The 22369-nt window shown below is 62.3% G+C and carries 21 protein-coding genes; 5 read left to right on the top strand and 16 right to left on the bottom strand.

Going from position 1 to position 22369, the window contains the following annotated elements; all coding sequences use genetic code 11:
* Nucleotides 1-24: 24 nt before the first annotated feature.
* The 3 genes from uvrC to ACUN0G_RS10865 all read right to left on the bottom strand — a co-directional run bounded on the left by uvrC (nt 25) and on the right by ACUN0G_RS10865 (nt 3023).
* Entirely contained in the window at nt 25-1863 is a 1839-nt protein-coding gene (gene uvrC, locus ACUN0G_RS10875; protein WP_445573354.1) for an excinuclease ABC subunit UvrC, read from the bottom strand.
* Nucleotide 1864: 1 nt separating this feature from the next.
* On the bottom strand, nt 1865-2506 hold the full coding sequence (gene gacA, locus ACUN0G_RS10870; RefSeq protein WP_008436066.1) for a response regulator transcription factor GacA: 642 nt from the start codon (nt 2504-2506) through the stop codon (nt 1865-1867).
* Between the two features lie 151 nt (nt 2507-2657).
* On the bottom strand, nt 2658-3023 hold the full coding sequence (locus ACUN0G_RS10865; RefSeq protein WP_177040175.1) for a helix-turn-helix domain-containing protein: 366 nt from the start codon (nt 3021-3023) through the stop codon (nt 2658-2660).
* Between the two features lie 82 nt (nt 3024-3105).
* On the opposite strand from ACUN0G_RS10865, the gene ACUN0G_RS10860 reads away from it, so the two are divergent.
* Nucleotides 3106-3324 carry a DNA-binding protein gene (locus tag ACUN0G_RS10860; protein ID WP_421523977.1) on the top strand — a complete coding sequence of 73 codons (219 nt, stop codon included), beginning with the start codon at nt 3106-3108 and terminating at the stop codon, nt 3322-3324.
* A gap of 85 nt (nt 3325-3409) precedes the next feature.
* Here ACUN0G_RS10860 and ACUN0G_RS10855 read toward each other — a convergent pair whose 3' ends face one another.
* Together ACUN0G_RS10855 and ACUN0G_RS10850 are read right to left on the bottom strand one after the other, a co-directional pair.
* Nucleotides 3410-3844: a GNAT family N-acetyltransferase gene (locus ACUN0G_RS10855; RefSeq protein ID WP_177071612.1), complete on the bottom strand. Its 435-nt coding sequence runs from the start codon at nt 3842-3844 to the stop codon at nt 3410-3412.
* A 13-nt stretch (nt 3845-3857) separates the two neighbouring features.
* A complete protein-coding gene (locus ACUN0G_RS10850; protein WP_445573353.1) occupies nt 3858-4610 on the bottom strand; it encodes a carbon-nitrogen hydrolase family protein in 753 nt (250 codons plus the stop codon).
* Nucleotides 4611-4755: 145 nt separating this feature from the next.
* Between ACUN0G_RS10850 and ACUN0G_RS10845 the strand changes: the two genes are divergently transcribed.
* The gene (locus ACUN0G_RS10845) at nt 4756-4890 is read left to right on the top strand and encodes a hypothetical protein (RefSeq protein WP_256344006.1); all 135 of its coding nucleotides are present in this window, start codon (nt 4756-4758) and stop codon (nt 4888-4890) included.
* A 339-nt stretch (nt 4891-5229) separates the two neighbouring features.
* On the top strand, nt 5230-6306 hold the full coding sequence (locus ACUN0G_RS10840; RefSeq protein ID WP_445573352.1) for a 3-deoxy-7-phosphoheptulonate synthase: 1077 nt from the start codon (nt 5230-5232) through the stop codon (nt 6304-6306).
* Between the two features lie 124 nt (nt 6307-6430).
* Here the strand turns inward: ACUN0G_RS10840 and ACUN0G_RS10835 are convergent, their stop codons facing one another.
* The 11 genes from ACUN0G_RS10835 to ACUN0G_RS10785 all read right to left on the bottom strand — a co-directional run bounded on the left by ACUN0G_RS10835 (nt 6431) and on the right by ACUN0G_RS10785 (nt 19799).
* Nucleotides 6431-7129: an NAD(P)H-dependent oxidoreductase gene (locus ACUN0G_RS10835; protein ID WP_445573351.1), complete on the bottom strand. Its 699-nt coding sequence runs from the start codon at nt 7127-7129 to the stop codon at nt 6431-6433.
* Between the two features lie 9 nt (nt 7130-7138).
* Nucleotides 7139-8758 (bottom strand): ABC transporter ATP-binding protein, encoded by a 1620-nt coding sequence (locus tag ACUN0G_RS10830; RefSeq protein ID WP_445573350.1) that lies wholly within the window; start codon nt 8756-8758, stop codon nt 7139-7141.
* Between the two features lie 2 nt (nt 8759-8760).
* Nucleotides 8761-9588, bottom strand: coding sequence for an ABC transporter permease (locus tag ACUN0G_RS10825; protein ID WP_003208948.1), 828 nt, complete (start codon nt 9586-9588; stop codon nt 8761-8763).
* 3 nt (nt 9589-9591) lie between these two features.
* Nucleotides 9592-10551 carry an ABC transporter permease gene (locus ACUN0G_RS10820; protein ID WP_445573349.1) on the bottom strand — a complete coding sequence of 320 codons (960 nt, stop codon included), beginning with the start codon at nt 10549-10551 and terminating at the stop codon, nt 9592-9594.
* Between the two features lie 186 nt (nt 10552-10737).
* Nucleotides 10738-12324, bottom strand: a complete 1587-nt coding sequence (locus ACUN0G_RS10815) for an ABC transporter substrate-binding protein (RefSeq protein ID WP_445573348.1) — start codon at nt 12322-12324, stop codon at nt 10738-10740.
* Between the two features lie 12 nt (nt 12325-12336).
* Nucleotides 12337-13947, bottom strand: a complete 1611-nt coding sequence (locus ACUN0G_RS10810; RefSeq protein ID WP_445573347.1) for a 5-guanidino-2-oxopentanoate decarboxylase — start codon at nt 13945-13947, stop codon at nt 12337-12339.
* Between the two features lie 11 nt (nt 13948-13958).
* The gene (locus ACUN0G_RS10805) at nt 13959-16058 is read right to left on the bottom strand and encodes an acetate--CoA ligase family protein (protein WP_445573346.1); all 2100 of its coding nucleotides are present in this window, start codon (nt 16056-16058) and stop codon (nt 13959-13961) included.
* A gap of 18 nt (nt 16059-16076) precedes the next feature.
* Entirely contained in the window at nt 16077-17237 is a 1161-nt protein-coding gene (locus tag ACUN0G_RS10800; protein ID WP_445573345.1) for an acyl-CoA dehydrogenase family protein, read from the bottom strand.
* Nucleotides 17238-17279: 42 nt separating this feature from the next.
* A complete protein-coding gene (locus tag ACUN0G_RS10795) occupies nt 17280-18071 on the bottom strand; it encodes an enoyl-CoA hydratase/isomerase family protein (RefSeq protein WP_258344903.1) in 792 nt (263 codons plus the stop codon).
* Nucleotides 18072-18225: 154 nt separating this feature from the next.
* The gene (locus ACUN0G_RS10790; protein WP_445573344.1) at nt 18226-18864 is read right to left on the bottom strand and encodes a TetR family transcriptional regulator C-terminal domain-containing protein; all 639 of its coding nucleotides are present in this window, start codon (nt 18862-18864) and stop codon (nt 18226-18228) included.
* A 41-nt stretch (nt 18865-18905) separates the two neighbouring features.
* On the bottom strand, nt 18906-19799 hold the full coding sequence (locus ACUN0G_RS10785) for a class II aldolase/adducin family protein (RefSeq protein WP_445573343.1): 894 nt from the start codon (nt 19797-19799) through the stop codon (nt 18906-18908).
* Here ACUN0G_RS10785 and ACUN0G_RS10780 point away from each other — a divergent pair.
* Both ACUN0G_RS10780 and ACUN0G_RS10775 read left to right on the top strand, forming a co-directional pair.
* The gene (locus ACUN0G_RS10780) at nt 19798-21753 is read left to right on the top strand and encodes an oxidoreductase (protein WP_445573342.1); all 1956 of its coding nucleotides are present in this window, start codon (nt 19798-19800) and stop codon (nt 21751-21753) included. The genes ACUN0G_RS10785 and ACUN0G_RS10780 overlap by 2 nt on opposite strands.
* Entirely contained in the window at nt 21741-22319 is a 579-nt protein-coding gene (locus ACUN0G_RS10775) for a helix-turn-helix domain-containing protein (protein WP_445573341.1), read from the top strand. The genes ACUN0G_RS10780 and ACUN0G_RS10775 overlap by 13 nt, the downstream gene beginning before the upstream one ends.
* Nucleotides 22320-22369 lie beyond the last annotated feature (50 nt).

The raw sequence follows: 22369 nt of genomic DNA, 5'->3' as shown, positions 1-22369 counted from the left end.
CTGGCTACGAGGTGAGAAGGCATTCTACTCGCTGTGCAGATTTGCATAAATCAACTCTGCGAGCTTTTTACTGATACCGGGAGCTTTGGCTATTTCTTCGATGCTGGCACGGGACAGCTCCTGCAAGCCACCAAAATGTTTCAACAAGTCCCGCCGCCGTGTCGGCCCTACCCCCGCCACCCCTTCCAGGGTTGAGGTACGCCGGGTCTTGCCACGTCGGGCGCGGTGGCCGGTGATGGCGAAACGGTGGGCTTCGTCGCGGATCTGCTGGATAAGGTGCAGCGCCGGGGAGTCGCCCTTCAAAGTGAACTCATGGGCGGCATCATTCAAGTACAAGGTTTCAAAGCCGGCCTTGCGGGTGGCCCCCTTGGCCACGCCGAGCAGGATCAGGTCGGGCACCGCCAGTTCGTTGAGCACGTCGCGGGCCATGGACAGCTGGCCCTTGCCACCGTCCACCAACAGGATGTCCGGCAGCTTGCCCTCGCCGTCCTTCAGCTTGCTGAAGCGCCGGGTCAGGGCCTGGTGCATGGCGGCGTAGTCATCGCCCGGGGTGACGCCTTCGATGTTGTAACGCCGGTAATCGGACTTGATCGGCCCTTCCGGCCCGAACACCACGCAGGAAGCCACCGTGGCTTCGCCGCTGGAGTGGCTGATGTCGTAGCACTCGAGGCGCTGGGGCGGCTCGTCGAGATTGAGGACTTCGGCCAAAGCGTCAAACCGCGCGGCGACGTGCTGCCGGTTGGCCAGGCGTGCGCCCAGGGCCTGTTCGGCATTGGTCACGGCCAGTTGCTGCCAGCGGGCCCGGGTGCCGCGTACGCGGTGACTGATGTCCAGCTCGCGACCGCGCAATTCATGAATCGCCTCGATCAGCGCCGGGAAGTCCTCGTGCACCACGTTGACGATCAGCTCGCTCGGCAGGTCGCGCTCGGGGCTGCTGACGTAGTACTGGCCAAGGAACGCCGCCATGACTTCGGCGACCTCCTCTTCTATACCGGTCTGGGGGAAGAAGTTCTTGCTGCCCAGCACCCGGCCGCCGCGCACGCTGATCAGGTGCACACAGGCGCCGCCCGGGTTGACGAAGGCGGCGATCACGTCGACGTCGCCGGTGCCGCCTTCCATGCTCTGCTGGTCCTGCACGCGGCGCAGCAGGGAGATCTGGTCGCGCAGTTCGGCGGCACGCTCGAAATCCAGGGTACTCGCCGCTTGCTCCATGGCGCCGGACAGTTCATCGGCCAGGGCGTTGCTGCGGCCTTCAAGGAACATTACCGAGTGGCGCACGTCCTCAGCGTATTCCGCAGGCTCAACCAAGCCCACGCACGGCGCCTTGCAGCGCTTGATCTGGTACTGCAGGCACGGGCGGTTGCGGTTCTTGTAGAAACTGTCTTCGCACTGGCGCACGAAAAACGCCTTTTGCAGCAGGCTCAGGCTTTCGCGGATGGCGCCGGCGCTGGGGTAAGGCCCGAAGTACTTGCCCTTCTGCTTCTTGGCGCCACGATGGATGCTCAGGCGCGGAAAGTCGCCGTCCGAGAGAAACACGTACGGGTAGGACTTATCGTCACGCAGCAGGATGTTGTAGGGCGGCCGCCATTCCTTGATCAGCGTCTGCTCAAGCAGCAGCGCCTCGGTTTCATTGGCGGTGATGGTGGTTTCCACCTGGGCGATACGCGCCACCAGTGCCGCCGTCTTCGTTGCCAGGCCGGTCTTGCGGAAGTAGCTCGCCAGGCGGCTCTTCAGGTTCTTGGCTTTACCGACGTAGAGCAGGCGCGTTTCGCTGTCGAACATGCGATACACGCCGGGACGGCCACTGCAGGTTGCAAGGAACGCACTCGGATCGAATTGGACCTTTATTTCAGGAGCTGTCATTTCAGGCGCTGGCATCTACCATGCCGTGGCGTACCGCCAGCAGGGTCAATTCAACATCACTGCTGATGGAAAGCTTTTCGAAAATCCGATAACGGTAGGTGTTCACGGTTTTCGGCGACAGGCACAGCTTGTCGGAGATCGACTGGACTTTCTGACAGCCGACAATCATCAGGGCGATCTGGATTTCCCGCTCCGACAGCGCATCGAACGGCGAGTCGCTGGTGGGCTGGAACGACTTGATCGCCAATTGCTGGGCAATCTGCGGGCTGATGTAGCGTTGGCCGGCAAATACCAGGCGGATAGCCTGGACCATCTCGGCCAATCCCGCGCCTTTTGTCAGATAGCCAGCCGCGCCCGCTTGTAGCAACCGTGTAGGAAAAGGATCTTCCTCGCACACGGTCACTACCACGACTTTGATATCCGGATGGCTGCGCAACAACTTCGTAGTGGCGCCAAGACCGCCGATCCCGGGCATCTTGACGTCCATCAAAACCACATCGGGCTTCAACTCCCGGGCCTTGATCAGGGATTCCTCCCCTGACTCGGCCTGGCCGACTACTTGCAGGCCATCGATGTCAGCCAGCATTCGTGTAATGCCTGTACGAACGAGATCATGGTCATCGACTACTAGCACCCTAATCAAGCAGACACCTCGCGATATGGTCTTATAGGTTGCTGAACACCTTAGCAAAAAACCACGGCGCAGACCTAGCCGCAAGCGTCATATATATAGAGTTTCAATGAACAAGGGCCGTCTACCGGGCGGTAGGCGGCCGAATTTTCTGAGAAAAAGGTCAGGATTCCTGGAGGGGTAGCTTTGTTTTTCCATTCAATGAAGCTGAATGCTCGGCCAGCGTAGTGGTCAATCGCCGGATTGCATCCTGATCCTCCTTTAACATTGCCCGGTAATTGCCCAGGACTTTTTCCTCCAGCTGGCTAAGGTTATCCAATTGAATAGGAGTAGACGTGCCCGTCAGCACGTACAGGATATCGACACCTCTTTCAGCTACCCGTGACAGATAGTCCGCCTTGGGCGCCCGTCCACCACTTTCATATTTGCCTTGCGCGTTGGCTTCCACGCCTCCTATTTCACCAAAAGTTTTCTGTGACAGGCCAAGTCGCTCTCTTTCTTGCCGTAACCGCGAACCGATTCCACTCATTTGGATGTATGATCCTATTTGGCACACCCCAAGAGGTGACACTCTCATCTCTTTATTAAACAAACTTGAACGGTTTTGAACTATGCCCGGAATTCGTACGGCTGCACAAGCCAAGGCTTGGCTTGAACATCAAGGAAAATCTGTTCAAGAATTCGCCCGGGAGCATGGCGTGGACCCGGCAACCACCTATCAAGTGCTCGCTGGGCGCAAAAAGGGACGACGTGGAGAAGCCCACAAGGTCGCGGTCCTGTTGGGCATGAAGGACGGGATCATCCCGCTTGAGGGCGAAACCGTAAGGTAAGATCAGGAAGTCATTTCTTGAAGTCAGTATGCGCTTATTAAAGCCAAGTGCCTGTTTTCCAAAAATCGGCAGTACTAGCACCTGATCACGTCCGGCAATTGCGCTCCATGCGCCAGAAGCAATCCTCCGCATCTACGATTTCCAGGCCCTTGCGTTGATACAGCCGTCGCGCCGGGTTGGTCTTGAAAACGGTCAACCGTAAAAGACCCAGCCCTTCCGCGCGCGCCTTGTACACCATCTGCTCGATAACCCAGCCGCCAGCCCCTTGATGACGAAACGCCTCAAGGATGTGCAATTCGCGGATATACAACGCCTTTGGGTCACGACTAAGGCTGATGAAACCCAGCACCTGGGTATCGCGACAGATCAACCAATTTTCCCGACCTGCCCAGGCGGTATCGAACCCGGCATCGGACCAGGACAAGTCGTATTGGCGATAATAGTTGCCCATGGCCTGATGGGTCAGGGTTCGGGCGAAAGCCAGGTGCTGGCTGGTTGCAGCCTGTAGTTGAAACGCCATGTGTCTGCGCCTCCTAAATCGCCACCTGTTCCCCGTGCCAGTGGCCAGCGCTGCTGCGACGTGCAATCACCAACAAATCGCCCACACCTGGGGCGGCTGCGATCAAAGTGCCGTCAGCGCCCCAGATGGCACTGCGTCCGGCGCACGTCCAGCCACCGGTCGGGCCACCGTGATTGGCCATCAGCACCAGCATTTGATGCTCGGCCGCGTAGCCTTGGAGCAACGTCGTATCTGGAGCGTAGCCGCCTTCGCTGATCAACACACCCGCAGCGTAGATGTTCGCCCCGGCTTCGGCTGCCTGCCGTGGGTGGCTGGGGTGGGAGAAGTCTGCACAGACCGCCAGGGCAATCCGGTCGCCACCCCATTCAAGGGCGGCCCCGCCCTGCCCCGCAGCAAAGGCCGCTTCTTCACCGGGATGCAGATGCTGCTTGGTATAGACCGACACCGAACCGTCCGGCCCCAGCACCAGCGCGCCGATCAACACCTCACTGGCGGCCCCCAGGCGAATCGGCATGCCCACCACCGCGGTAATGCGCAACTCACGGGCCATCTCCCGCAGCGGCGCCACTACTTCATCGTCAGGCGCAATCGCCAATCCGGCGGCCAACGCTGGTTCGTACCCCGTCAGCGACAGTTCCGGAAACACCAGCAATTGCACATCATGCTCTGCCGCCGTGCGCATGAATGCCAAGTGACGCGCGATATTTACGGGCACGTCGCCCGCAATGGAAATGGATTGGGCAGCAGCAATCGTAAAGGCCGTCATGGTCGCATCCAGGCAATCATCGTGAAGTCCGTGCAGCATATCGACACTTGGGTCATAGCCGTAAGTACCCACACTCAATAGAAATTACTGATTGAATCCACCCGCTCGCCTCAGTTAAGCTCCCCCCATCATTTGGAGACACACCATGCTGCAACTCACCCACATTCAGGTTTGCCCTGCTGCCAGCGTCCAGCGCTCGGTCGTGGCTGCCCGTGTGAGCGGTTTGAGCGCACTGGTCAGCTTTTATTTTGGGTATTGGTTTAGCCACTGGCGCGCCTGATACCTGAAATCGGCGCCCACTACTCAAGGGGTCGCCTACCAGAGAAATCTAACCCCCGGTCGGCTCCCCGACCGGGGGTTTTGTTTTTTCAGCCCTTAATTATTTTTGCCACACACCGAACACTTAAAGGACTCACGACATGAACTACGCCACCTGTTACCGCTACGACACCTCCACCGCCTGGCGATTTAGCAAGCTCCGTTCGGGACAGCCTGCCGCCTCCGATCGGTCACCTATTGGTGGCAAGCCAACACACGTAGCCAATACGGCCAATTGTCGAACACCCCAGTAGGGCAGAGCGCGCGGGAACAGCCCGCCGCTTGCCCAGGAAGCCCGAATATGAACGCCTCGATCGCCGCTCTGCCTGTTTCAACCCTGTCCTGCGCCAATGAAGCGCTGACCCAGCGTTTGCCCAGTGCCCTTGAGCTCAAGCACCAACTGCCCCTGAGCCCATTCCTCAACGAACAGATCCACGCCCATCGCCAAGCCGTGCGCGCCATTCTCCAGGGCGAAGACTCACGCCTGCTGGTGATCGTCGGCCCGTGCTCGATCCACGACCCGGAATCGGCCATGGAATACGCACGCAACCTGAAAAAACTGGCCCATGAAGTCAGTGACCAGATGCTGCTGGTGATCCGTGCCTACGTCGAAAAACCCCGCACCACCATCGGTTGGAAAGGCTTGGCCTACGACCCACGCCTGGATGGCAGCGACGACATGGCCGCAGGCCTGACCCTGTCCCGGGAACTGATGCGTGAAATGCTGCGCCTGGGCCTGCCGGTGGCCACCGAGCTGCTGCAACCGATGGCTGCCGGCTACTTCGATGACCTGCTGAGCTGGGTCGCCATTGGCGCGCGCACCACCGAATCGCAGATCCACCGCGAAATGGCCAGCGGCCTCGGCATGCCCGTGGGCTTCAAGAACGGCACCGACGGCGGCGTCGCCATCGCCTGTGACGCCATGCGCTCCGCCGCGCACCCGCACCGCCACTTCGGGGTCGACAGCCAGGGCCATCCGGCGATCATCCAGACCCCGGGCAACCCCGATACCCATCTGGTATTGCGCGGCGGCCACCGTGGGCCGAACTACGATCGTCAGAGCGTGGCCCAGATACACGCCGACCTGGCCAAGAGCAAAGTCGCGCCGCGGATCATGGTCGACTGCAGCCACGCCAACAGCGGCAAAGACCCGCTGCGCCAACCGGCAGTGTTCAACGACGTGCTGGAGCAGCGCTTGCAGGGCGACACGTCGCTGATCGGCATGATGATCGAGAGCCACCTGTTCGAAGGCTGCCAGCCGTTGAGCCCGTCGATGAAATACGGCGTGTCGATCACCGATGGCTGCCTGGGCTGGGATGGCACCGAACAGTTGCTGCGCAGCGCTGCCGAGCGGCTGCGGGCACACAATCCCGCCTGATAATGACGATCAAATGTGGGAGCGGGCTTGCTCGCGAATGCGGTGGTTCAGCCAGCATATGCATCAACTGGCACACCGTTTTCGCGAGCAAGCCCGCTCCCACGCTGGATCTTCACTTACTTGACTAAAGTGGGTACAGCGCCTCATCAAACTGCTCGAGCTTGGGAAACACCAACGGCTGGTCATCCGCCAGCCCTTCCAATCGCTGCTGGTAGCGGTGCAGAAAATCCTGCCGAGCCTCGGCGCTGATATACGGCACATGCCACGCCACAAACGGCTCGAGCACTTCAAACCCGACATACGCCAGCGTGCCACGCAGAATCGGCCGCAGCATGTCCTCCAACGGCCCATGAATCGCCCCCTCGCCAAACATATGCTCGCGTCCGCCGAGGGTCACCGTGACCAGCGCTTTCTTGCCCGCGAGCCCGCCCTGATCGTAAAACCGCTTGCCGCCGTAACACACCCCCGACACCAGCACCCGGTCAATCCAGCCCTTGAGCATCGCGGGCGCCGAGAACCAGAAGATCGGGAAGTTGAGGATCAGCAGATCGGCCCACAGCAGCTTGTCCAACTCCTGCCGGATATCCGCCGCGATGGATTGGCTTTTCACCCCCAGGCGCTGCTCCAGGGCATACACCAGATAGTCGGGGTTCTCCCGCGAGGTGAAGTCCGAGGCGCTGGCTACGGGATTCCAGTTCATCGCGTACAAATCACTGACCTGCACCTCGTGCCCCTGCGCTTGCAGGGTGGCGATGGCCTGGTCACGCAAGGCCGCGGTAAACGACTGCGGCTCGGGATGGGCATGGACAATCAACACCTTCATAAAAACTCCTCAAGAAGTAAGCGCGGCCCGTTCGGCCAGCAAATGGTCGAGCCAGTCGGGGTCCATTTCCGGCTCCGATGAAAACAGCAGGCCGGTGTAGTCCTGATACGGCGGGGTGAAGATCGCGCTGCGGCTGCCCTGGTCCACCACCCTGCCCCGCTGCATCACCACCACTTCGTCGGCGATGGCGCGCACTGTGGCCACGTCGTGGGTGATAAACAGGTAGGCCACGCCCAACTGTTGCTGGATACGGTTGAGCAGCTTCAGCACGCCTTCGGCCACCAATTGATCCAGGGCCGAGGTCACTTCATCGCAGATGATCAATTGCGGATCGGCCGCCAAAGCGCGGGCGATACAAATCCGCTGCTTCTGGCCGCCGGACAGCTCACGGGGCTGACGCTCCATGAAGGTGGCCGGGTCCAGCTCGATCATCTCCAGCAACTCAGCGACCCGGGCGCGCATGGCCTTGCCCTTGAGGCCGAGGTAGAAGGTCAGCGGCCGGCCGATGATGTCGACGATGCGCTGGCGCGGGTTCAGCGCGGTATCGGGAATCTGGTAGATCATCTGGATCCGCCGCAACTGCTCCTTGCTGCGCCGACGAAAGTCCGCCGGCAACGCTTCACCGTCATACAGCACCTGCCCCGCCGTAGCCGGCAGCAACCCGGTAATCACACGTGCGGTGGAGCTTTTGCCGCTGCCGGACTCACCGATCACCGCCAACGTCTGGCCGCGATGCAAGCTCATCGACACGTCATGCAGCACCGGCTGATGCCCGTAGCTGGCGCACACCTGACGCACTTCCAGCAGCGGCACCTGCTGCTGCGGACAAGCCTTGGGCTCGGTGCGAAAACTGCGTACCGCCCATAGGGATTTGGTGTAGTCCTGCTGCGGCGCACTGAGCATGGTGCGGGTCTCGGCCTCCTCCACCAGCTTGCCGTGACGCAGCACCATGATGCGGTCGGCCATCTGTGCGACCACCGCCAGGTCATGGCTGATATACAGTGCGGCGCTGCCGAAGGTTTTCACTGCATCGCGAATCGCCGCCAGCACTTCGATCTGGGTGGTGACGTCGAGGGCGGTGGTAGGTTCGTCGAAGATGATCAGGTCGGGGTGGCTGGCCATCGCCATGGCGGTCATCACCCGTTGCAGTTGCCCACCGGAGACCTGGTGCGGATACCGTTGGCCGATGGTTTCCGGATTGGGCAGGCGCAGCACGCGGTACAGCTCCACCGCCTCGCGTTCAGCCTGGGCGCGACTGATGCCACCATTGATCACGGCGGTTTCCACATGCTGGTCAATCAGCCGATGGGCCGGGTTGAACGACGCGGCGGCGCTCTGCGCGACGTAGGCAATGCGCAGTCCTCGCAGCTTGCGCAGCGCTTCGGGCTTGGCCTGCAACAGCTGAATACCGTCAAAGCACACCGAGCCACCGGTGATGCGGCAACCGTCGCGGGCAAAGCCCATGGCCGCCAGGCCCAGGGTTGATTTACCCGCGCCAGACTCACCAATCAGCCCCAGCACCTCGCCCCGTTGCAACGTCAGGTCGATGCCCTTGATCAACGGATGCCAGGTGTCTTCGTAATGCCCTTCAATCTGCAGGTTGCGGATTTCCAGCAATGGCTTGTCCATCCTCAACACTCCTTCAGGCCGCTGGATTTATGCAGCATCCAGTCGACGACAAAATTCACGCTGACGGTGATCAACGCCACTGCCAGCGCCGGCAGCAACGGGCTGATATCGCCGAAGGTGATCAGCACCGCGTTGTCGCGGACCATGCTGCCCCAATCGGCGGTGGGCGGTTGAATGCCCAGGCCAAGGAACGACAGCGCGCTGATAAACAAAAACACGAAGCAAAAGCGCAGGCCGAACTCGGCAATCAGCGGCGCGGCGGCGTTGGGCAGCACTTCGCGGGTGACCAGCCACCACAGCCCTTCCCCACGCAAGCGCGCGGCTTCGACAAAATCCTGCACCACCACGGTCATCGCCACAGCCCGGGACAGGCGAAACACCCGGGTCGAGTCCAGCAATGCAATCACCAGCACCAGGGAGGTGGCATTGGTGCCCACTACGCTGAGAATCAGCAAGGCGAAGATCAGCTGCGGGATCGCCATCAGGATGTCCACCACCCGCGACAACCCCTGATCGACCCAGCCGCCCTTGATCGCCGCAATCAAGCCGCTCAAGCCACCCAGTAAAAACGCCAGCACCGTCGTCAAAAAAGCGATGCCCAGGGTGTTGCGCGCGCCATACACCAGGCGGCTGAACATGTCCCGCCCAAGGTTATCGGTGCCCAGCAGGAACTGGCCGCTCCAGGGCGCAAACCCGTCACCCACCACCTGGGTTTCCCCGTAAGGTGCGAGCACCGGCGCAAATAACGCCACCAGCACGTACAGCACGATAACCAGCAGGCCGAACTTCGCGCTCAATGGCGCCCTGGCCAGTTGTGTGAGGAGGCTCATGGTCTACCCCTTGGGATGCATCAGGCGTGGGTTAGTGGCGATGGACAGCACATCGGCGCCGGTGTTGAGCAGGATGTAGGTGGCAGCAAAGATCAGGCTGCACGCCTGCACCACCGGGATATCGCGCTTGGACACCGAGTCCACCAGCAACTGGCCGAGGCCCGGGTAGACAAACACCACCTCGACCACCACCACACCCACCACCAGGTACGCGAGGTTGAGCGCGATCACGTTGACGATCGGCGCAAAGGCATTGGGCAGCGCATGGCGCCAGATAATCCGCGACTGGCTGATACCCTTGAGCCGGGCCATTTCGATATACGGGCTGGCCAGCAGGTTGATCAGCGAGGCACGGGTCATGCGCATCATCTGCGCAATCACCACCAGGCTCAGGGTGGCCACCGGCAGCACCGAGCGTTCGAGAATGGTGCCGAACGACGCGTCCGGCGCCAGGTTGGACAGGCTGGGAAACCAGCCGAGCTTGACCGAAAACACCAGAATCAGCAGGTAGGCAACGAAGAACTCGGGGAATGACACCGCACTCAGGGCCGAGGTGTTGAGCAGGCGGTCGAACCAGCTATTGCGGTACAGCGCGGCGAGCATGCCCAGCACCAGCGCCAGGGGCACCGAAACCAGCGCAGCCAATGCCGCCAGGCGCAAGGTGTTGCCCAGGCGTGCGCCGATCAGTTCGGCGATGGGCCGCTGGTTGGCCAGGGACGCGCCGAGGTCGCCGTGCAGCAGGCGCAGCAGCCATTGCACGAACCGGCTCAGCGGCGGCAGGTCGAGCCCCAATTGGGCGCGAAACGCGGCGATGGTTTCAGGCGTGGCGGACTGGCCGAGCATGGCCTGGGCGATATCGCCGGGGAGCATGCCCACGGCCAGGAAGATGATCACCGAGACGGCGAACAACGACAGCAGGCCGAGAGCAAGGCGTTGGAGTACCAGTTTGAATAGGCTATTCATGTTCGGTTCTCATGAGTTGGGCATGTGCTCGAAGGCGACAAATGTCCTCTGTGGGAGCTGTCGAGCTTTAGCGAGGCTGCGATGCAGGCGCCGCGGTTTAACAGGACACCGAGGTGATGCCATCGCAGGCAAGCCAGCTCCCACACTTGATTTTCATTGCCTGAGCGATAGCGTTCGACACAAGAGTCACGCCTGCCACCACCGCTCGATCAGCCGCAACCCATCCAGTTCTCCATACGGCGCCGTCAGCGGTCCATGGCTGACGCGGTTCGAGCGGGCCGCTACGGAGCTGGCGAACAACGGCACAATCGCCCCGCCATCGTCCCGGCACAGGCTCTGCATTTCGTTGTACATCTCCTGGCGCAGCGGCGCGTTCATCTCGCCCCGCGCTGCGTTGAGCAACTGGTTGAAGCGGTCGTTATCCCAATGGGTTTCGTTCCACGCCGCACCCTTGGCGTAGCCGATGCTGAACATGCGGTCGGCGGTCAGGCTGCTGTACCAGAACGAGGTGGTGAATGGCTGCTTCATCCAGATGTTGGAGAAGTACCCATCCGCCGGCTCGCGCACCACGTCGATATCAATCCCGGCCTGGCGTGCCTGTTCCTTGAACAGCACCGAGGCGTCCACTGCGCCGGTGTAGGCGGCATCGGAAGCTTGCAGGCGCACCTTCAGCGACTCGACACCGGCCTTGCGCAGGTAGAAGCGCGACTTGTCCGGGTCGTAGGTACGCTGCTCCAGCGCCGCGTTGATAAAGCGGCTGCCGGGCTGGATCGGATGGTCGTTGCCCACCAGGCCATAGCCATGCAGCACCGAGGCCAGCAGGGTTTCGCGGTTGATCGCATGCTTCATCGCCATGCGAATGTCGTTGTTCTTGAACTCGTTGCTGTCGCACAGCATCGGGAAGGTGTAGTGCTGGGCGCCTTTGGTTTCTTCGATGACCAGCGTGGGATTGCGCTTGAGCAGGGCCACGGTTTTCAGGTCGACCTTGTTGATCACGTCCACCTGCCCGGTGACCAGCGCATTGACCCGCGCCGCGCCGTCGGCAATCGCCAACAGCTCGGCGCTGGCGAAGTGCGCCCGGCCCGGCTTCCAGTAATCCGGGTTGCGCTCCAGGTCCATGCGCACGCCGGGCTCGAAACTTTTCAGGCGATAGCCGCTGGTGCCGATCCCGGCCTGCCAGTCGGCGGCACCGTCCTTGGCGGGCATGATCACCAGGTGGTAATCGGCGACCACATAGGCGAAATCGGCATTGCCCGAATGCAGTTCGAACACCACCGCATCGCTGCCCTTGGCGCTGACACTGGCCACATCGCCGATTACGGTCTTGGCCGCCGACGTAGAGTTGGCTGCCAGGTGATGGTTGATCGAGACCACCACATCGTCGGCGGTCAGGCTTTTGCCGTTATGGAAGGTCACGCCCTGGCGCAGTTTGAAGGTCCAGATGCGTGCGTCGGGCGTCGACTCAAAGCTCTCGGCCAGTTCGGGGATGGCGCTGCCGTCCACCGCGATTTCCGTGAGGGTGTTGTACACCGCCGAAAAGCCGACGAAGGTAAAGGTATCGACCCAGGAACCCGGATCGCGGGAGTCGGTGGTGCTGCCGCCGGCCAATCCCATGCGCAGCACGCCGCCGGGCTTGGGCGTGCCCTCTTCAGCGAAGGCCTGCAGCGGCAGGCCCAAGGAAAACGCGGCGGCCACGGCACCGGCTACAGCGCTGTGTTTGAGGAAGTCTCGTCGGTGCATCGCTTGAGTCATTTTGTTGTTGTTTTCGCTCATGGTGTTGCTCCTCTAAAGGTTCACACAGGCATGCTTCAACTCGATCAGGGTCACGCCGTTGCGCTTGAAACCGTTACGCAAATCCGTCTGCAGCTCATCCAGGTTCTGTGGCTCGCTGACCGTGCAGCCGAACGCCCGCGCCAGGGCGGCGAAGTCCGGGTTGCGCGGCAGCACGCCGATGGGTTCGATGTCCAGGCTCAGCATGTCGTCGCGAATTTGCCCGAGGGCGTCGTTGTTCCACAGCAACACCACCAGCGGGCTGTCCAGCTCTTCCACCGCCGTGGCCAGTTCCTGGGCGGTGTAGAGAAAGCCACCGTCGCCCACCAGCACCAGGCCAGGCCGTTCAGGCGCACCGAACTTGGCGCCGATACCGGCCGGCAGGCCATAGCCCAAGGTGCCGTAGCCGGTGGGATGCAGCCAACTGCGGGTGGCGTTGCTGGGGAAGGCGTAGTTGCCTGTGTAGGCCAGTTGGGTCATGTCACTGCTGATGAAGGCATTGGCGGGCAACTCGGCGGCGACGCGGTCGAGAATCGCCTGGTGAATCCGTTGCAACGGGCCGTGGCCGCTGCTGACTGCCTGGCGTAACCTTGCAACCGCTTCGGTCGCTGTATCGGCGTTGCGCGGCGTGGTTGGCAAGCGTTCCAGCAAAGCCAGCGCCGTTTGCCGGGCATCACCGTGCAACGCGACGGCGCAAGGATAGAAATCGTTGAACTTGCGCGGGTCGATATCCACGCGCAGCAGTTCGCCGTTAATCGGCAGGCGTTCACGCCAGAAGTCGGTATCGGCCATTTCGGTGCCAATGGCCAACACCACATCCGCCTCGGCGATAAGCTGCCAGCCAGGCTCGATGCACAAGGTCGAACCGGCATTCAACGGATGCGCCACCGGCAACAACCCCTTGCCGGCGACACTGCTGAAAAACGGCGCCGCCAGTTGTGTGCTCAAGCGCTGCAAGGCCTCGGCCGCCAACAGTGCGCCGCCACCGGCAATGATCATCGGACGCTTGGCCGCCGCCAGTTTTGCCACGGCGTGATCGAGGCTTTCAGCCGATGGCAGACCTCGCCCGGGACGGCGCACCACGTCATTGCTCCAGTCGCGCTTGATCGGCGCCGACAGCACATCCAGCGGCACCGAAATATGCACCGGCCGTGGTCGCTCACTGTCGAACACCGCGTAGGCCCGCGCGATCAATTCCGGCAAATCCTCGGCACTCAACGCCACTGCCGAAAACGCGGTGATGGGCGCGGTCATCGCCCGTTGGTCCTGGGTTTCATGCAGGCAACCCCAGCCCTTACCGAGGCTGGCGGTGTGGTTAACGCTGGAAATCACCAGCAGCGGAATCGAGTCGGCGTACGCCTGGCCGATCGCCGTGGCCGCGTTGGTCACCCCCGGTCCGGTGATGATGAAACACACCCCCGGCTTGCCGCTGACCCGCGCATAACCGTCGGCCATAAAGCCGGCGCCCTGCTCGTGACGAGTCAGCACATGCCGAATGCCACTGCCGGGCAAGCCGCGATACAGCTCCAGCGTGTGCACGCCGGGAATCCCGAATACGGTGTCGACGCCATAGTTGGCCAGCAATCGCACCAGGGCCTGGCCGCCCGTCAAGGTTTTGCTTTGCATCGTCATCTCCTTCATACCTGGGCGAGACGGATCAATGCATCGACCGCCGTGGCGCCTCGGGCATTGACCAGCAATGGGTTTACATCGAGTTCCAGCAACTGCCCGGCGTTGGCGCAGGCGTAGTCGGCCACCGCACGAATCGCCGCCACCAGCGCCTCCATGTCGGCCACTTCCCGCCCGCGAAAGCCTTGCAGCAATGCCGCGCTGCGCAGGCTGAGCAAGGCATTGCGGATCGCATCGTCGGTGGTCGGCAGCAGCAGGCTGCGACTGTCGTTGAGCAATTCCACGAGGATTCCACCGGCGCCAATTACCAGCGCCAGGCCGAAATCGTTTTCGCGCTTGATGCCCACAATCAGCTCGGCCAACGGCGGCGTGGCCATGGCTTCCAACAGCAGGTGATCGAAAGGTACACCCGGCGCGTAGGCAGCAATCCGCTCACGCATATGGGCCAGGGCCGCAGTCAAGGCGAAGCCGTCCCGCAGGTTGAGCGCCACGGCGCCGGCTTCGGTTTTGTGCGGTAGATCGGCACTGACGGCCTTGAGCACCAGCGGGTAGCCCAGCACTTTGGCATCGGCGATGGCCCGCGCTGGCGTGCTCAAGACACCGGCCGGCGTGGACAGACCGAAAGCCCGCAACGCCTGCTTGGAGTCCCACTCGTTAAGCGACTGTCCGAGTGCTTCCAGCGCTTGCGGGCACAGCGGCACCAATACCGACTCACCCCGCGCCAGCAGCGCCCGCCGATTGTTTTGGTAGTCGGCAATCCGCCCCCAGGCCGCCAGCGCATCTTCTACGCCCTGCAACGCCGCAACACCTTGCGCATGCAGGCGCTCGCGAGCGTGAGCCGGCAACAATTCGGGGAATGCCGAGGTGACAAAGCCGGTCTTGCCGTGGCGAGTCAGCGCACCGCAAAACAGCTCCAGCAGCAGGTCGCATTCCTTGCGCTCACCGGTAAATTCCGCCGGGTAGTCGAGCACCAGCATCGCCGCATCCGCGTCGGTGCGCAGTGCGGTATCGAGCATGGTATTGAGGGCTTCGCTGTTGCCCCAGATGGCCGTGGTGAAATCCAGCGGGTTGACCAGGTTGGCGTAGCTCGGCAGTACCTGCGCCAGTTCCGAACGCTGGCCTGCATCGAGTTTGGGCAGGCTTAAATCGTTGCGCTCGGCGTAGTCGGCAATCAACCCGGCATCGCCACCGGAACAGGCCAGGGCGATCAGGCTGTTACCCGCCGGCAAGTTACCGCAGGCCGCGGCTTTCAGGGTTTCGACAAAACTCACCGGGCCGCTGACCCGGATCACGCCCAGGCGCGCAAACAGGCTGTCGTACAACGCGTCTGAACCCGACAACGAACTGGTATGACTCAAGGCCAACTCGGCACCGATCTGCGACACGCCGGTTTTCAGGGCGATGATCGGAATGCCTTTTTCCAGCGCCTTATGGGCCGCACGGGCGAACCCCGGCACATTCTTCAAGCCTTCCAGGTGCAAGCCGATGGCCGTCACGCGTGGTTCGTCGAGCAACACATCCATCAACTCGGCAACCCCCAATTGCGCCTGGTTGCCCACCGACGCCATATAGGCCACCGGCAGCGAACGGTCGCTCATGGACAGGTTGTAGGCGAAGTTGCCGCTCTGGGTCAGCACCGCAACGCCCTTCTCTACCGGCTTGCCGCCATGGGCTACCGGCCACAGTGCCGAGCTGTGCAAGTAATCCAGCAGGCCATAGCAATTGGGGCCGAGCAGCGCCATCTCGCCAGCCGCCTTGAGCAGTTGTTGCTGCAAGGCCAGGCCCTCTGCGCCGGTTTCGGCAAACCCGGAGGCGTAGCAGATGGCGCCACCGGTGCCGATGGCCGCCAGTTCGGCAACGCAGGTCAGGGTCAGCTCGCGGTTGGTGGCAATAAACACCGCGTCCGGGCCGCACGGCAGATCAGCCACGCGGCGTACGCAGGGAATGCCATCGAGGCTGTCATGCTGCGGATTGACCAGCCACATCTGGCCGGCAAAACCACCTTCGGCACAGCGCTTGAGGGCGCGGGCCATGCTGCGCCCGCCGACGAATGCCAGGTGACGGGGCGCCAGCAGGCGCTTGAGATTGTCGCGAATAGCCTGGGACATAAGCGTTCTCCCACCCGATCAGCGCAACAGCGGCCGCAACAGTTCGCGGGCAATAATGTGGCGCTGGATTTCCGAAGTGCCTTCCCAGATCCGTTCGATCCGCGCGTTGCGCCAGATGCGCTCCACCGGCCCTTCGTCCATCAAGCCCATGCCGCCGTAAATCTGCACGGCCTCGTCAGCGACCTTGCCCAGCACTTCGCTGGCAAACAGCTTGGCCATGCCGGCCTCGCCGTCGGTCATGGTGCCCTGGTCCATTTTCCAGGCGGTGTTCAAGGTCAGCAGTTCGGCCGCGCGGATTTGCGTGGCCATGTCGGCGAGCTTGAACGAGATGCCTTGATAGGTGCCGATGGGCTGGCCGAACTGCTTGCGATCCGCCGCCCATTGCAGGGACACGTCCAACGCACGCTGGGCCTGGCCGACGCAGTTGGCGGCCACCATCACCCGGCCTGCGGTCAGCCAGGCGTTGGCAACCTCCCAGCCTTTGCCGACTTCGCCAAGGACTTTGGAGGCCGGCACGCGGCAGTCGTCGAAGAACATTTCATAGGTGTGGTAGCCGCGGTTACTGACGCACTTGGGGCCTCGGCGAATGGCCATGCCCGGCGTGCCACGGTCCACCAGGAACGAGGTCACGGCGTTGCGCGGGCGGCCGTTGTGTTCGTAGGTGTCGGTGACGGCAAACACGATCGCAAAATCCGCGTGGCCGGCGTGGCTGATGAAGTGCTTGCTGCCGTTGAGCACAAAGTCATCACCGCTGCGCACGGCGCGGGTCTTGATGGCATTGGCGTCGGAACCGGCACCCGGCTCGGTCAAGGCAAAACAGTCGATCTTCTTGCCCTGCACGCACGGCAACAGGTACTCGCCAATCTGCGCGCCGGTGCAGGCCATGAGGATTTTCGAGGGCCGGGCGACAAACACATGCAGCGCCCAGGACACCTTCGACAACTCCCGTTCGATCAACGCCTGGGACAGGTAATCCAGGCCGCCACCGCCGACCTCTTCCGGCATGTTGAAGGCATAGAACCCGGCGGCAATCGCCTTGTCCCGGATCTGTGCGGCGAGCTCCGGCGAGACTTCATCGGCGCGGTCTACCGCCTCCTCGTGGGGCAACAATTCCTTGGCAACAAAACTGCGTACCGCGTCCACCAACATGTCTTGTTCTTGGCTGGGCTGGAAATTCATGGCGCTACCTGTCGATCGTTCGAGGGGTGTTTTGATGAGGGATCAGTTGCCGGAGAAATTCGGGGGACGCTTTTCCATCGAGGCGCGCAGGGCTTCAGCACCGTCGGCGCTGCGGCCGCACAGCAGGCCGGCGGCGAGTTCGGCCTGGAGTTGTTCGGGCAGGCTGCGCCCGGCGCCTTCGCGAATCAGGGTTTTGGTCTGGGCGAAGGCGAAGGTCGGACCGTTGGCCAGGCGCGTGGCCAGGTCGGTGACATGGGCGTGCAGTTGCTCATCGGCGACCACTTCGCCCACCAGGCCGGCGGCCAGGGCACGGTCGGCACTCCACAATTCATCGAGGAACAGCAGGCGCTTGGCTTGTTCGCTGCCGATCAGGCGCGGCAGATGCCAGCTGGCACCGGCGTCCGGCGAGTAGGCCATGCTGGTGTAACCGGCCTTGAAACGTGCCGATTGCGCGGCTACACGCAGGTCGCAGCACAGGGTCAGGTCCATGCCGGCGCCGACGGCCGTGCCGTTGATGGCGGCAACGGTGGGTTTTTCGAGGGTGTGCAGGCGGGTCATCAGGGCGTGGGCGGTTTCGGTCCAGCCGTAGGTTTCGAGGGCCCCACGGGCTTCGGCGTCGGCCCATTCGGCGAGGTCGGCACCGGCACAGAAGCTGCGACCTGTGCCGGTCAACACCACCACGCGCACCGCCGGGTCGCGGTTGAAACCGTCGAGCAACGCATGCAGGTGCTTGAGGGTCGGGATGTCCAGGGCGTTGCGCTGGGCGCCGCGATTGAGGGTGATCCAGGCAACGCCAGCTTGCACTTGAGTGAGCACGGACGGATCTGTAGTCATGGAATCCTCGAATTATTTTAATTGGCTTGAGGGGTGCGACATGGGGCGATACTAAACGAGTGTTCAGTAAGGAGGCAATCGGGTAACTGCAAATATTTTTCGAGGGGAAAATGCCGGCCCGGACATTGCGTCCAGGCGGCGCGGAATCGTCAGTTCAGGGTTTGAGATGGAAGCGCTTGCGGCCGCCGGACTGCAAGCCGTCGACCCAGGCTTCGCAGATCTGGATGCCCTGCTCCGGGGTGAAGGTACCGGGATTGAGCCCCGATTCCAGCCACAAACCGTCGAGCAAGGCGCTCAAGGCGATGGCTGCCAGGTCGGCGTCGAACTGCTTCCAACCCTCCTCCTCGGCCATGTCCACCAAGGCCGAACGCATGATGGTGCGGTACTCGCCATAGGAATGTTCGTGGGCCTGGTTGATCGCCGGGGCCGTCTTGACCGCACCCCAGAACACCAGCCAGGCATCCAGCAGTTTCGGATCCAGCAACTCGGGGGAAAACGAGCCGCGAAAGAACGCCGACAGGCGCTCACGCGGGCTGGGCGGCGCCTTGGCCATGGCGTCACGCAGCAAGTCCATGACCTGCCGGGTGATAGACCGGTAGGCCTCGGCCACCAGTTCATCCTTGCCCGAATAGTGATGACTGATCAGCCCCACCGACACCCCGGCCTCGGCGCTGATCTTGCGGATCGACGCGCCTTGGAAGCCGTCGCGCTTGAGGCACACCAGTGTGGCCTGGACCAGATTGGCCTTGCGCAACTCCGGTTCCATGCGGGAGAAACGGGATTCCTGGGTCATGAGGCGGTGTCCTTGGGTAGAGTCGGCTGGACGACTCTACCTCACTCCCGGAACCCCGGCGACACCCGATCCAGCAACCGCAGCAATGCCGCCCACGCCAGTTGCATGGCGTCCAGGTCTGCCAGCTCGCCCTCTTCCAATGAGCGGCCAGGCTCATTGAACTGCCGCTCGGTGTATTCACACACGTCTGCAGGCGGCAGGATCAGCTTGCCGCACGCCTGGGCGGCAAGCTGGATATCGCAGGCCTTCTCCAGGTAGTACATGCGCAGGAAGGCCTGGCTGACCGTCTCCCCCACCGTCAACAAACCATGGTTGCGCAACATCAACACCGGCTTGTCGCCGAGGTCGCGCACCAGTCGTTGTTGCTCGTCCATGTCCAGCGCCACGCCTTCGTAGTCGTGGTAGGCAACCTTGCCGTAGAACTCCATGGAAATCTGGTTCACCGGCAACAGCCCGCATTCCAGCGCCGCCACCGCACACCCGGCGCGGGTGTGCGTGTGCAGCACGCACTGGGCGTCTTCACGGGCGCCGTGAATTGCGCTGTGAATCACAAACCCCGCCGGGTTGACGCCATGGGCCGACGCCTCGACCGCGCGCCCGTCCAGGCCGATCTTCACCAGGCTGGACGCGGTGATCTCCTCGAACATCAGCCCATAGGGGTTGATCAAAAAGTGATGCTCGGGCCCGGGAATACGCACCGAGATATGGGTGAAGATCAGGTCGCTCATGCGAAAGTGCGCAATCAGCCGGTAGCAGGCGGCAAGCTCTTCACGCAGCTGTCGTTCGGTGGCCCCAGTCATTTTTTTGTTCTCCAGGCGGGTGGGTGATGTGGCTGACGCTAATCCAGTCCCCAGTAAAAAAACAAGTTGATTTTTTACTGGAGCTGACCTCCTATAGAAAAATAATAACAACAGCGCCTGGAGTATCCGCACCATGTCGCCCCATGCCTTTCCGCATCTTTTTGAACCGCTGGTACTGCGCGGCAAACGCCTGAAAAATCGCATCATGTCCAGCGGGCACGACACCTCGATGCCCACCGACAACCGGGTCAACGAGCAGTTGATCGCCTACCACCGGGCACGCGCCGAAGGCGGCGTCGGGCTGATTGTGTTGCAGGTAGCCGGCGTGCATGACAGCGCCCGCTACACCTCCCATGTGCTGATGGCCACCGATGACAGCTGCATCGACGGCTACCGCCAACTGGCCGAAACCTGCCACGCCCACGGCACCGTGGTGCTGTCGCAGATTTTCCACCCGGGACGGGAAATCATGGAGTCGGCGGATGGCTTGCTCGCGGTGGCTTACTCGGCGTCCGGGGTGCCCAACGAGCGGTTCCGGGTGATGCCGCGCGCCCTTGACCAGTCGATGATTGACGAGATTGTGGCGGGCTACGGTGCGGCGGCGAGGCGCCTGCATCAGGCGGGGATTGACGGCGTGGAAGTGGTCGCCAGCCATGGGTATCTGCCGGCGCAATTCCTCAACCCGCGAGTGAATCGCCGCACCGACGGCTACAACGGCGAGCTTGAACAACGCCTGCGTTTCCTGCGGGAAATCATCGCCGCCGTGCGTGCCGAAACCGATGAACAGTTCATCATCGGCCTGCGTATTTCAGCCGATGAGCGCGACCCCGAAGGCCTGACGGAAGATGACTCCCTGGCGGCCGTGCAACAGCTGCAATCACAGCTGGATTATGTGCACATCGTCGCCGGCACCTCGGCTTCCCTCGGCGGCGCGATCCATATCGTGCCGCCCATGGCTATTGCTCCGGCTTACCTGGCCACAGAAGCCGCAACGTTCAAGGCCAGCCTGTCGATTCCGCTGTTCGTCACCGGGCGCATTAACCAGCCTCAGGAGGCCGAGCTGATGTTGCAGCGCGGCCAGGCCGATGTGTGCGGCATGACCCGCGCGCTGATCTGCGACCCGCGAATGCCGGCCAAAACCTCAAGCGGCCATGCCGAGGATGTACGGGCATGCATCGCCTGCAATCAGGCCTGCATCGGCCACTTCCACAAAGGCTTGCCGATCTCCTGCATCCAGCACCCCGAGACCGGCCGCGAATTGCAGTTTGGCCAGTTGCAACCGGCATTGCGACGCAAGCGGATTATGGTCGTCGGCGGCGGCCCGGCAGGGATGAAAGCCGCGGCGGTGGCGGCGCAGCGCGGCCATGAGGTGACCTTGTATGAAGCCGGTGCCCAATTGGGTGGCCAGGTGCTTCTGGCGCAGTTACTGCCCCGACGCAGCGAGTTCGGCGGGGCCAGTACCAACCTGCAGCGCGAGATGGAACTGGCCGGGGTTCGCGTAGTGCGCAACACCCGCGTCAACCGCGCATTGGTGGAACGCGAACAACCCGAGCTGGTGATCGTCGCCACCGGCGCCGAACCCTACTGGCCGACCTTCGAACGCGGCGGTGAGTTACAGGTGGTGGACGCCTGGCAAGTGCTGCGCGACGAGGTCCCGCTGGGCCGTTCGGTGGTCGTGGTGGACTGGCGTTGCGACTGGATCGGCCCGGGCATTGCCGAGCGCCTCACGCGCGCCGGCCATCAGGTGCAACTGGCGGTGAACGGCACCCATTGCGGGGAAAACCTGCCGTTGTACGTGCGTGATCAACTGGCCGGTGAACTGCACCGGCTGGGCATTCCTATCATCCCTTACGCTCGTTTGTATGGCTGCGACGACACCACCGTCTACCTGCAACACACCGCCAGCGGCGAGCCGATGCTGCTGGAAAATATCGACACCCTGGTGTTGTGCCAGGGCCATCAGCCGGTGGACACTCTGGGCGCAGAACTGGAAGGCCTGGTGGCGTTCAGGCGCATCGGCGATTGCCTAGCGCCGCGTACCGCCGAAGAGGCGATTTATGAAGGATTGAAGGTAGCGTGGGACATTTGAACGACCAACCGCCACAGCTGTTTCTCGGCACCCGCATCCGTGGCTTGCGCAAGGCCCGGGGCATGACGCTTACCGAATTGGCGCAGATGAGCGAATTGACGGCCGGCTATATCAGCCAACTGGAACGCAACCTCGCCTACCCGTCGATCCCGGCCCTGTTCAACATCGCCCGCAGCCTGGGGGTGACGATCCAGTGGTTTTTTGCCAGCGAGACCACGCCGGCCCCGGAGGATGAAGGGTTTGTGGTGCGCAGGAACAATCGCCAGAGCATTCACTATGAGGACGGGATCGTCGACCAGTTGCTGACGCCCCTGCCCAATCATCAATTGGAGATGCTGCACTCGCGCTTTCCACCGGGCACCTATAGCCAGCAGAGCTATAGCCATGAGGGTGAAGAGGCGGGTTATGTGTTGAGCGGGACGTTTGAGTTATGGGTGGGCGAGCGGCATTTTCAGCTGGCTGAAGGGGACAGTTTCAGCTTCTCCAGCAGTGAGCCCCATCGGTATGGCAACCCCGGAAAGGTGGATGCGGTGGTGATTTGGGTGATTACGCCGCCGACGTTTTAGTCCGTTGGAGTGAATGGAGACGTTTCCTACGGGAACTGGCGACGCTGGCA

Source organism: Pseudomonas sp. 32A, from assembly GCF_052682255.1.
This window is presented reverse-complemented; position numbering and strand designations above follow the sequence as displayed.

What these genes read in the sequence shown, in the direction of transcription:
- ACUN0G_RS10815 (WP_445573348.1), bottom strand. Translation starts at nt 12,324, where the DNA reads ATGAGCGAAAACAACAACAAAATGACTCAAGCGATGCACCGACGAGAC.
- ACUN0G_RS10785 (WP_445573343.1), bottom strand. Translation starts at nt 19,799, where the DNA reads ATGGTGCGGATACTCCAGGCGCTGTTGTTATTATTTTTCTATAGGAGG.
- ACUN0G_RS10820 (WP_445573349.1), bottom strand. Translation starts at nt 10,551, where the DNA reads ATGAATAGCCTATTCAAACTGGTACTCCAACGCCTTGCTCTCGGCCTG.
- ACUN0G_RS10845 (WP_256344006.1), top strand. Translation starts at nt 4,756, where the DNA reads ATGCTGCAACTCACCCACATTCAGGTTTGCCCTGCTGCCAGCGTCCAG.
- ACUN0G_RS10835 (WP_445573351.1), bottom strand. Translation starts at nt 7,129, where the DNA reads ATGAAGGTGTTGATTGTCCATGCCCATCCCGAGCCGCAGTCGTTTACC.
- ACUN0G_RS10860 (WP_421523977.1), top strand. Translation starts at nt 3,106, where the DNA reads ATGCCCGGAATTCGTACGGCTGCACAAGCCAAGGCTTGGCTTGAACAT.
- ACUN0G_RS10810 (WP_445573347.1), bottom strand. Translation starts at nt 13,947, where the DNA reads ATGCAAAGCAAAACCTTGACGGGCGGCCAGGCCCTGGTGCGATTGCTG.
- ACUN0G_RS10780 (WP_445573342.1), top strand. Translation starts at nt 19,798, where the DNA reads ATGTCGCCCCATGCCTTTCCGCATCTTTTTGAACCGCTGGTACTGCGC.
- ACUN0G_RS10790 (WP_445573344.1), bottom strand. Translation starts at nt 18,864, where the DNA reads ATGACCCAGGAATCCCGTTTCTCCCGCATGGAACCGGAGTTGCGCAAG.
- ACUN0G_RS10800 (WP_445573345.1), bottom strand. Translation starts at nt 17,237, where the DNA reads ATGAATTTCCAGCCCAGCCAAGAACAAGACATGTTGGTGGACGCGGTA.
- ACUN0G_RS10850 (WP_445573353.1), bottom strand. Translation starts at nt 4,610, where the DNA reads ATGACGGCCTTTACGATTGCTGCTGCCCAATCCATTTCCATTGCGGGC.
- ACUN0G_RS10795 (WP_258344903.1), bottom strand. Translation starts at nt 18,071, where the DNA reads ATGACTACAGATCCGTCCGTGCTCACTCAAGTGCAAGCTGGCGTTGCC.
- ACUN0G_RS10830 (WP_445573350.1), bottom strand. Translation starts at nt 8,758, where the DNA reads ATGGACAAGCCATTGCTGGAAATCCGCAACCTGCAGATTGAAGGGCAT.
- ACUN0G_RS10865 (WP_177040175.1), bottom strand. Translation starts at nt 3,023, where the DNA reads ATGAGTGGAATCGGTTCGCGGTTACGGCAAGAAAGAGAGCGACTTGGC.
- ACUN0G_RS10840 (WP_445573352.1), top strand. Translation starts at nt 5,230, where the DNA reads ATGAACGCCTCGATCGCCGCTCTGCCTGTTTCAACCCTGTCCTGCGCC.
- ACUN0G_RS10805 (WP_445573346.1), bottom strand. Translation starts at nt 16,058, where the DNA reads ATGTCCCAGGCTATTCGCGACAATCTCAAGCGCCTGCTGGCGCCCCGT.
- ACUN0G_RS10855 (WP_177071612.1), bottom strand. Translation starts at nt 3,844, where the DNA reads ATGGCGTTTCAACTACAGGCTGCAACCAGCCAGCACCTGGCTTTCGCC.
- ACUN0G_RS10825 (WP_003208948.1), bottom strand. Translation starts at nt 9,588, where the DNA reads ATGAGCCTCCTCACACAACTGGCCAGGGCGCCATTGAGCGCGAAGTTC.
- uvrC (WP_445573354.1), bottom strand. Translation starts at nt 1,863, where the DNA reads ATGACAGCTCCTGAAATAAAGGTCCAATTCGATCCGAGTGCGTTCCTT.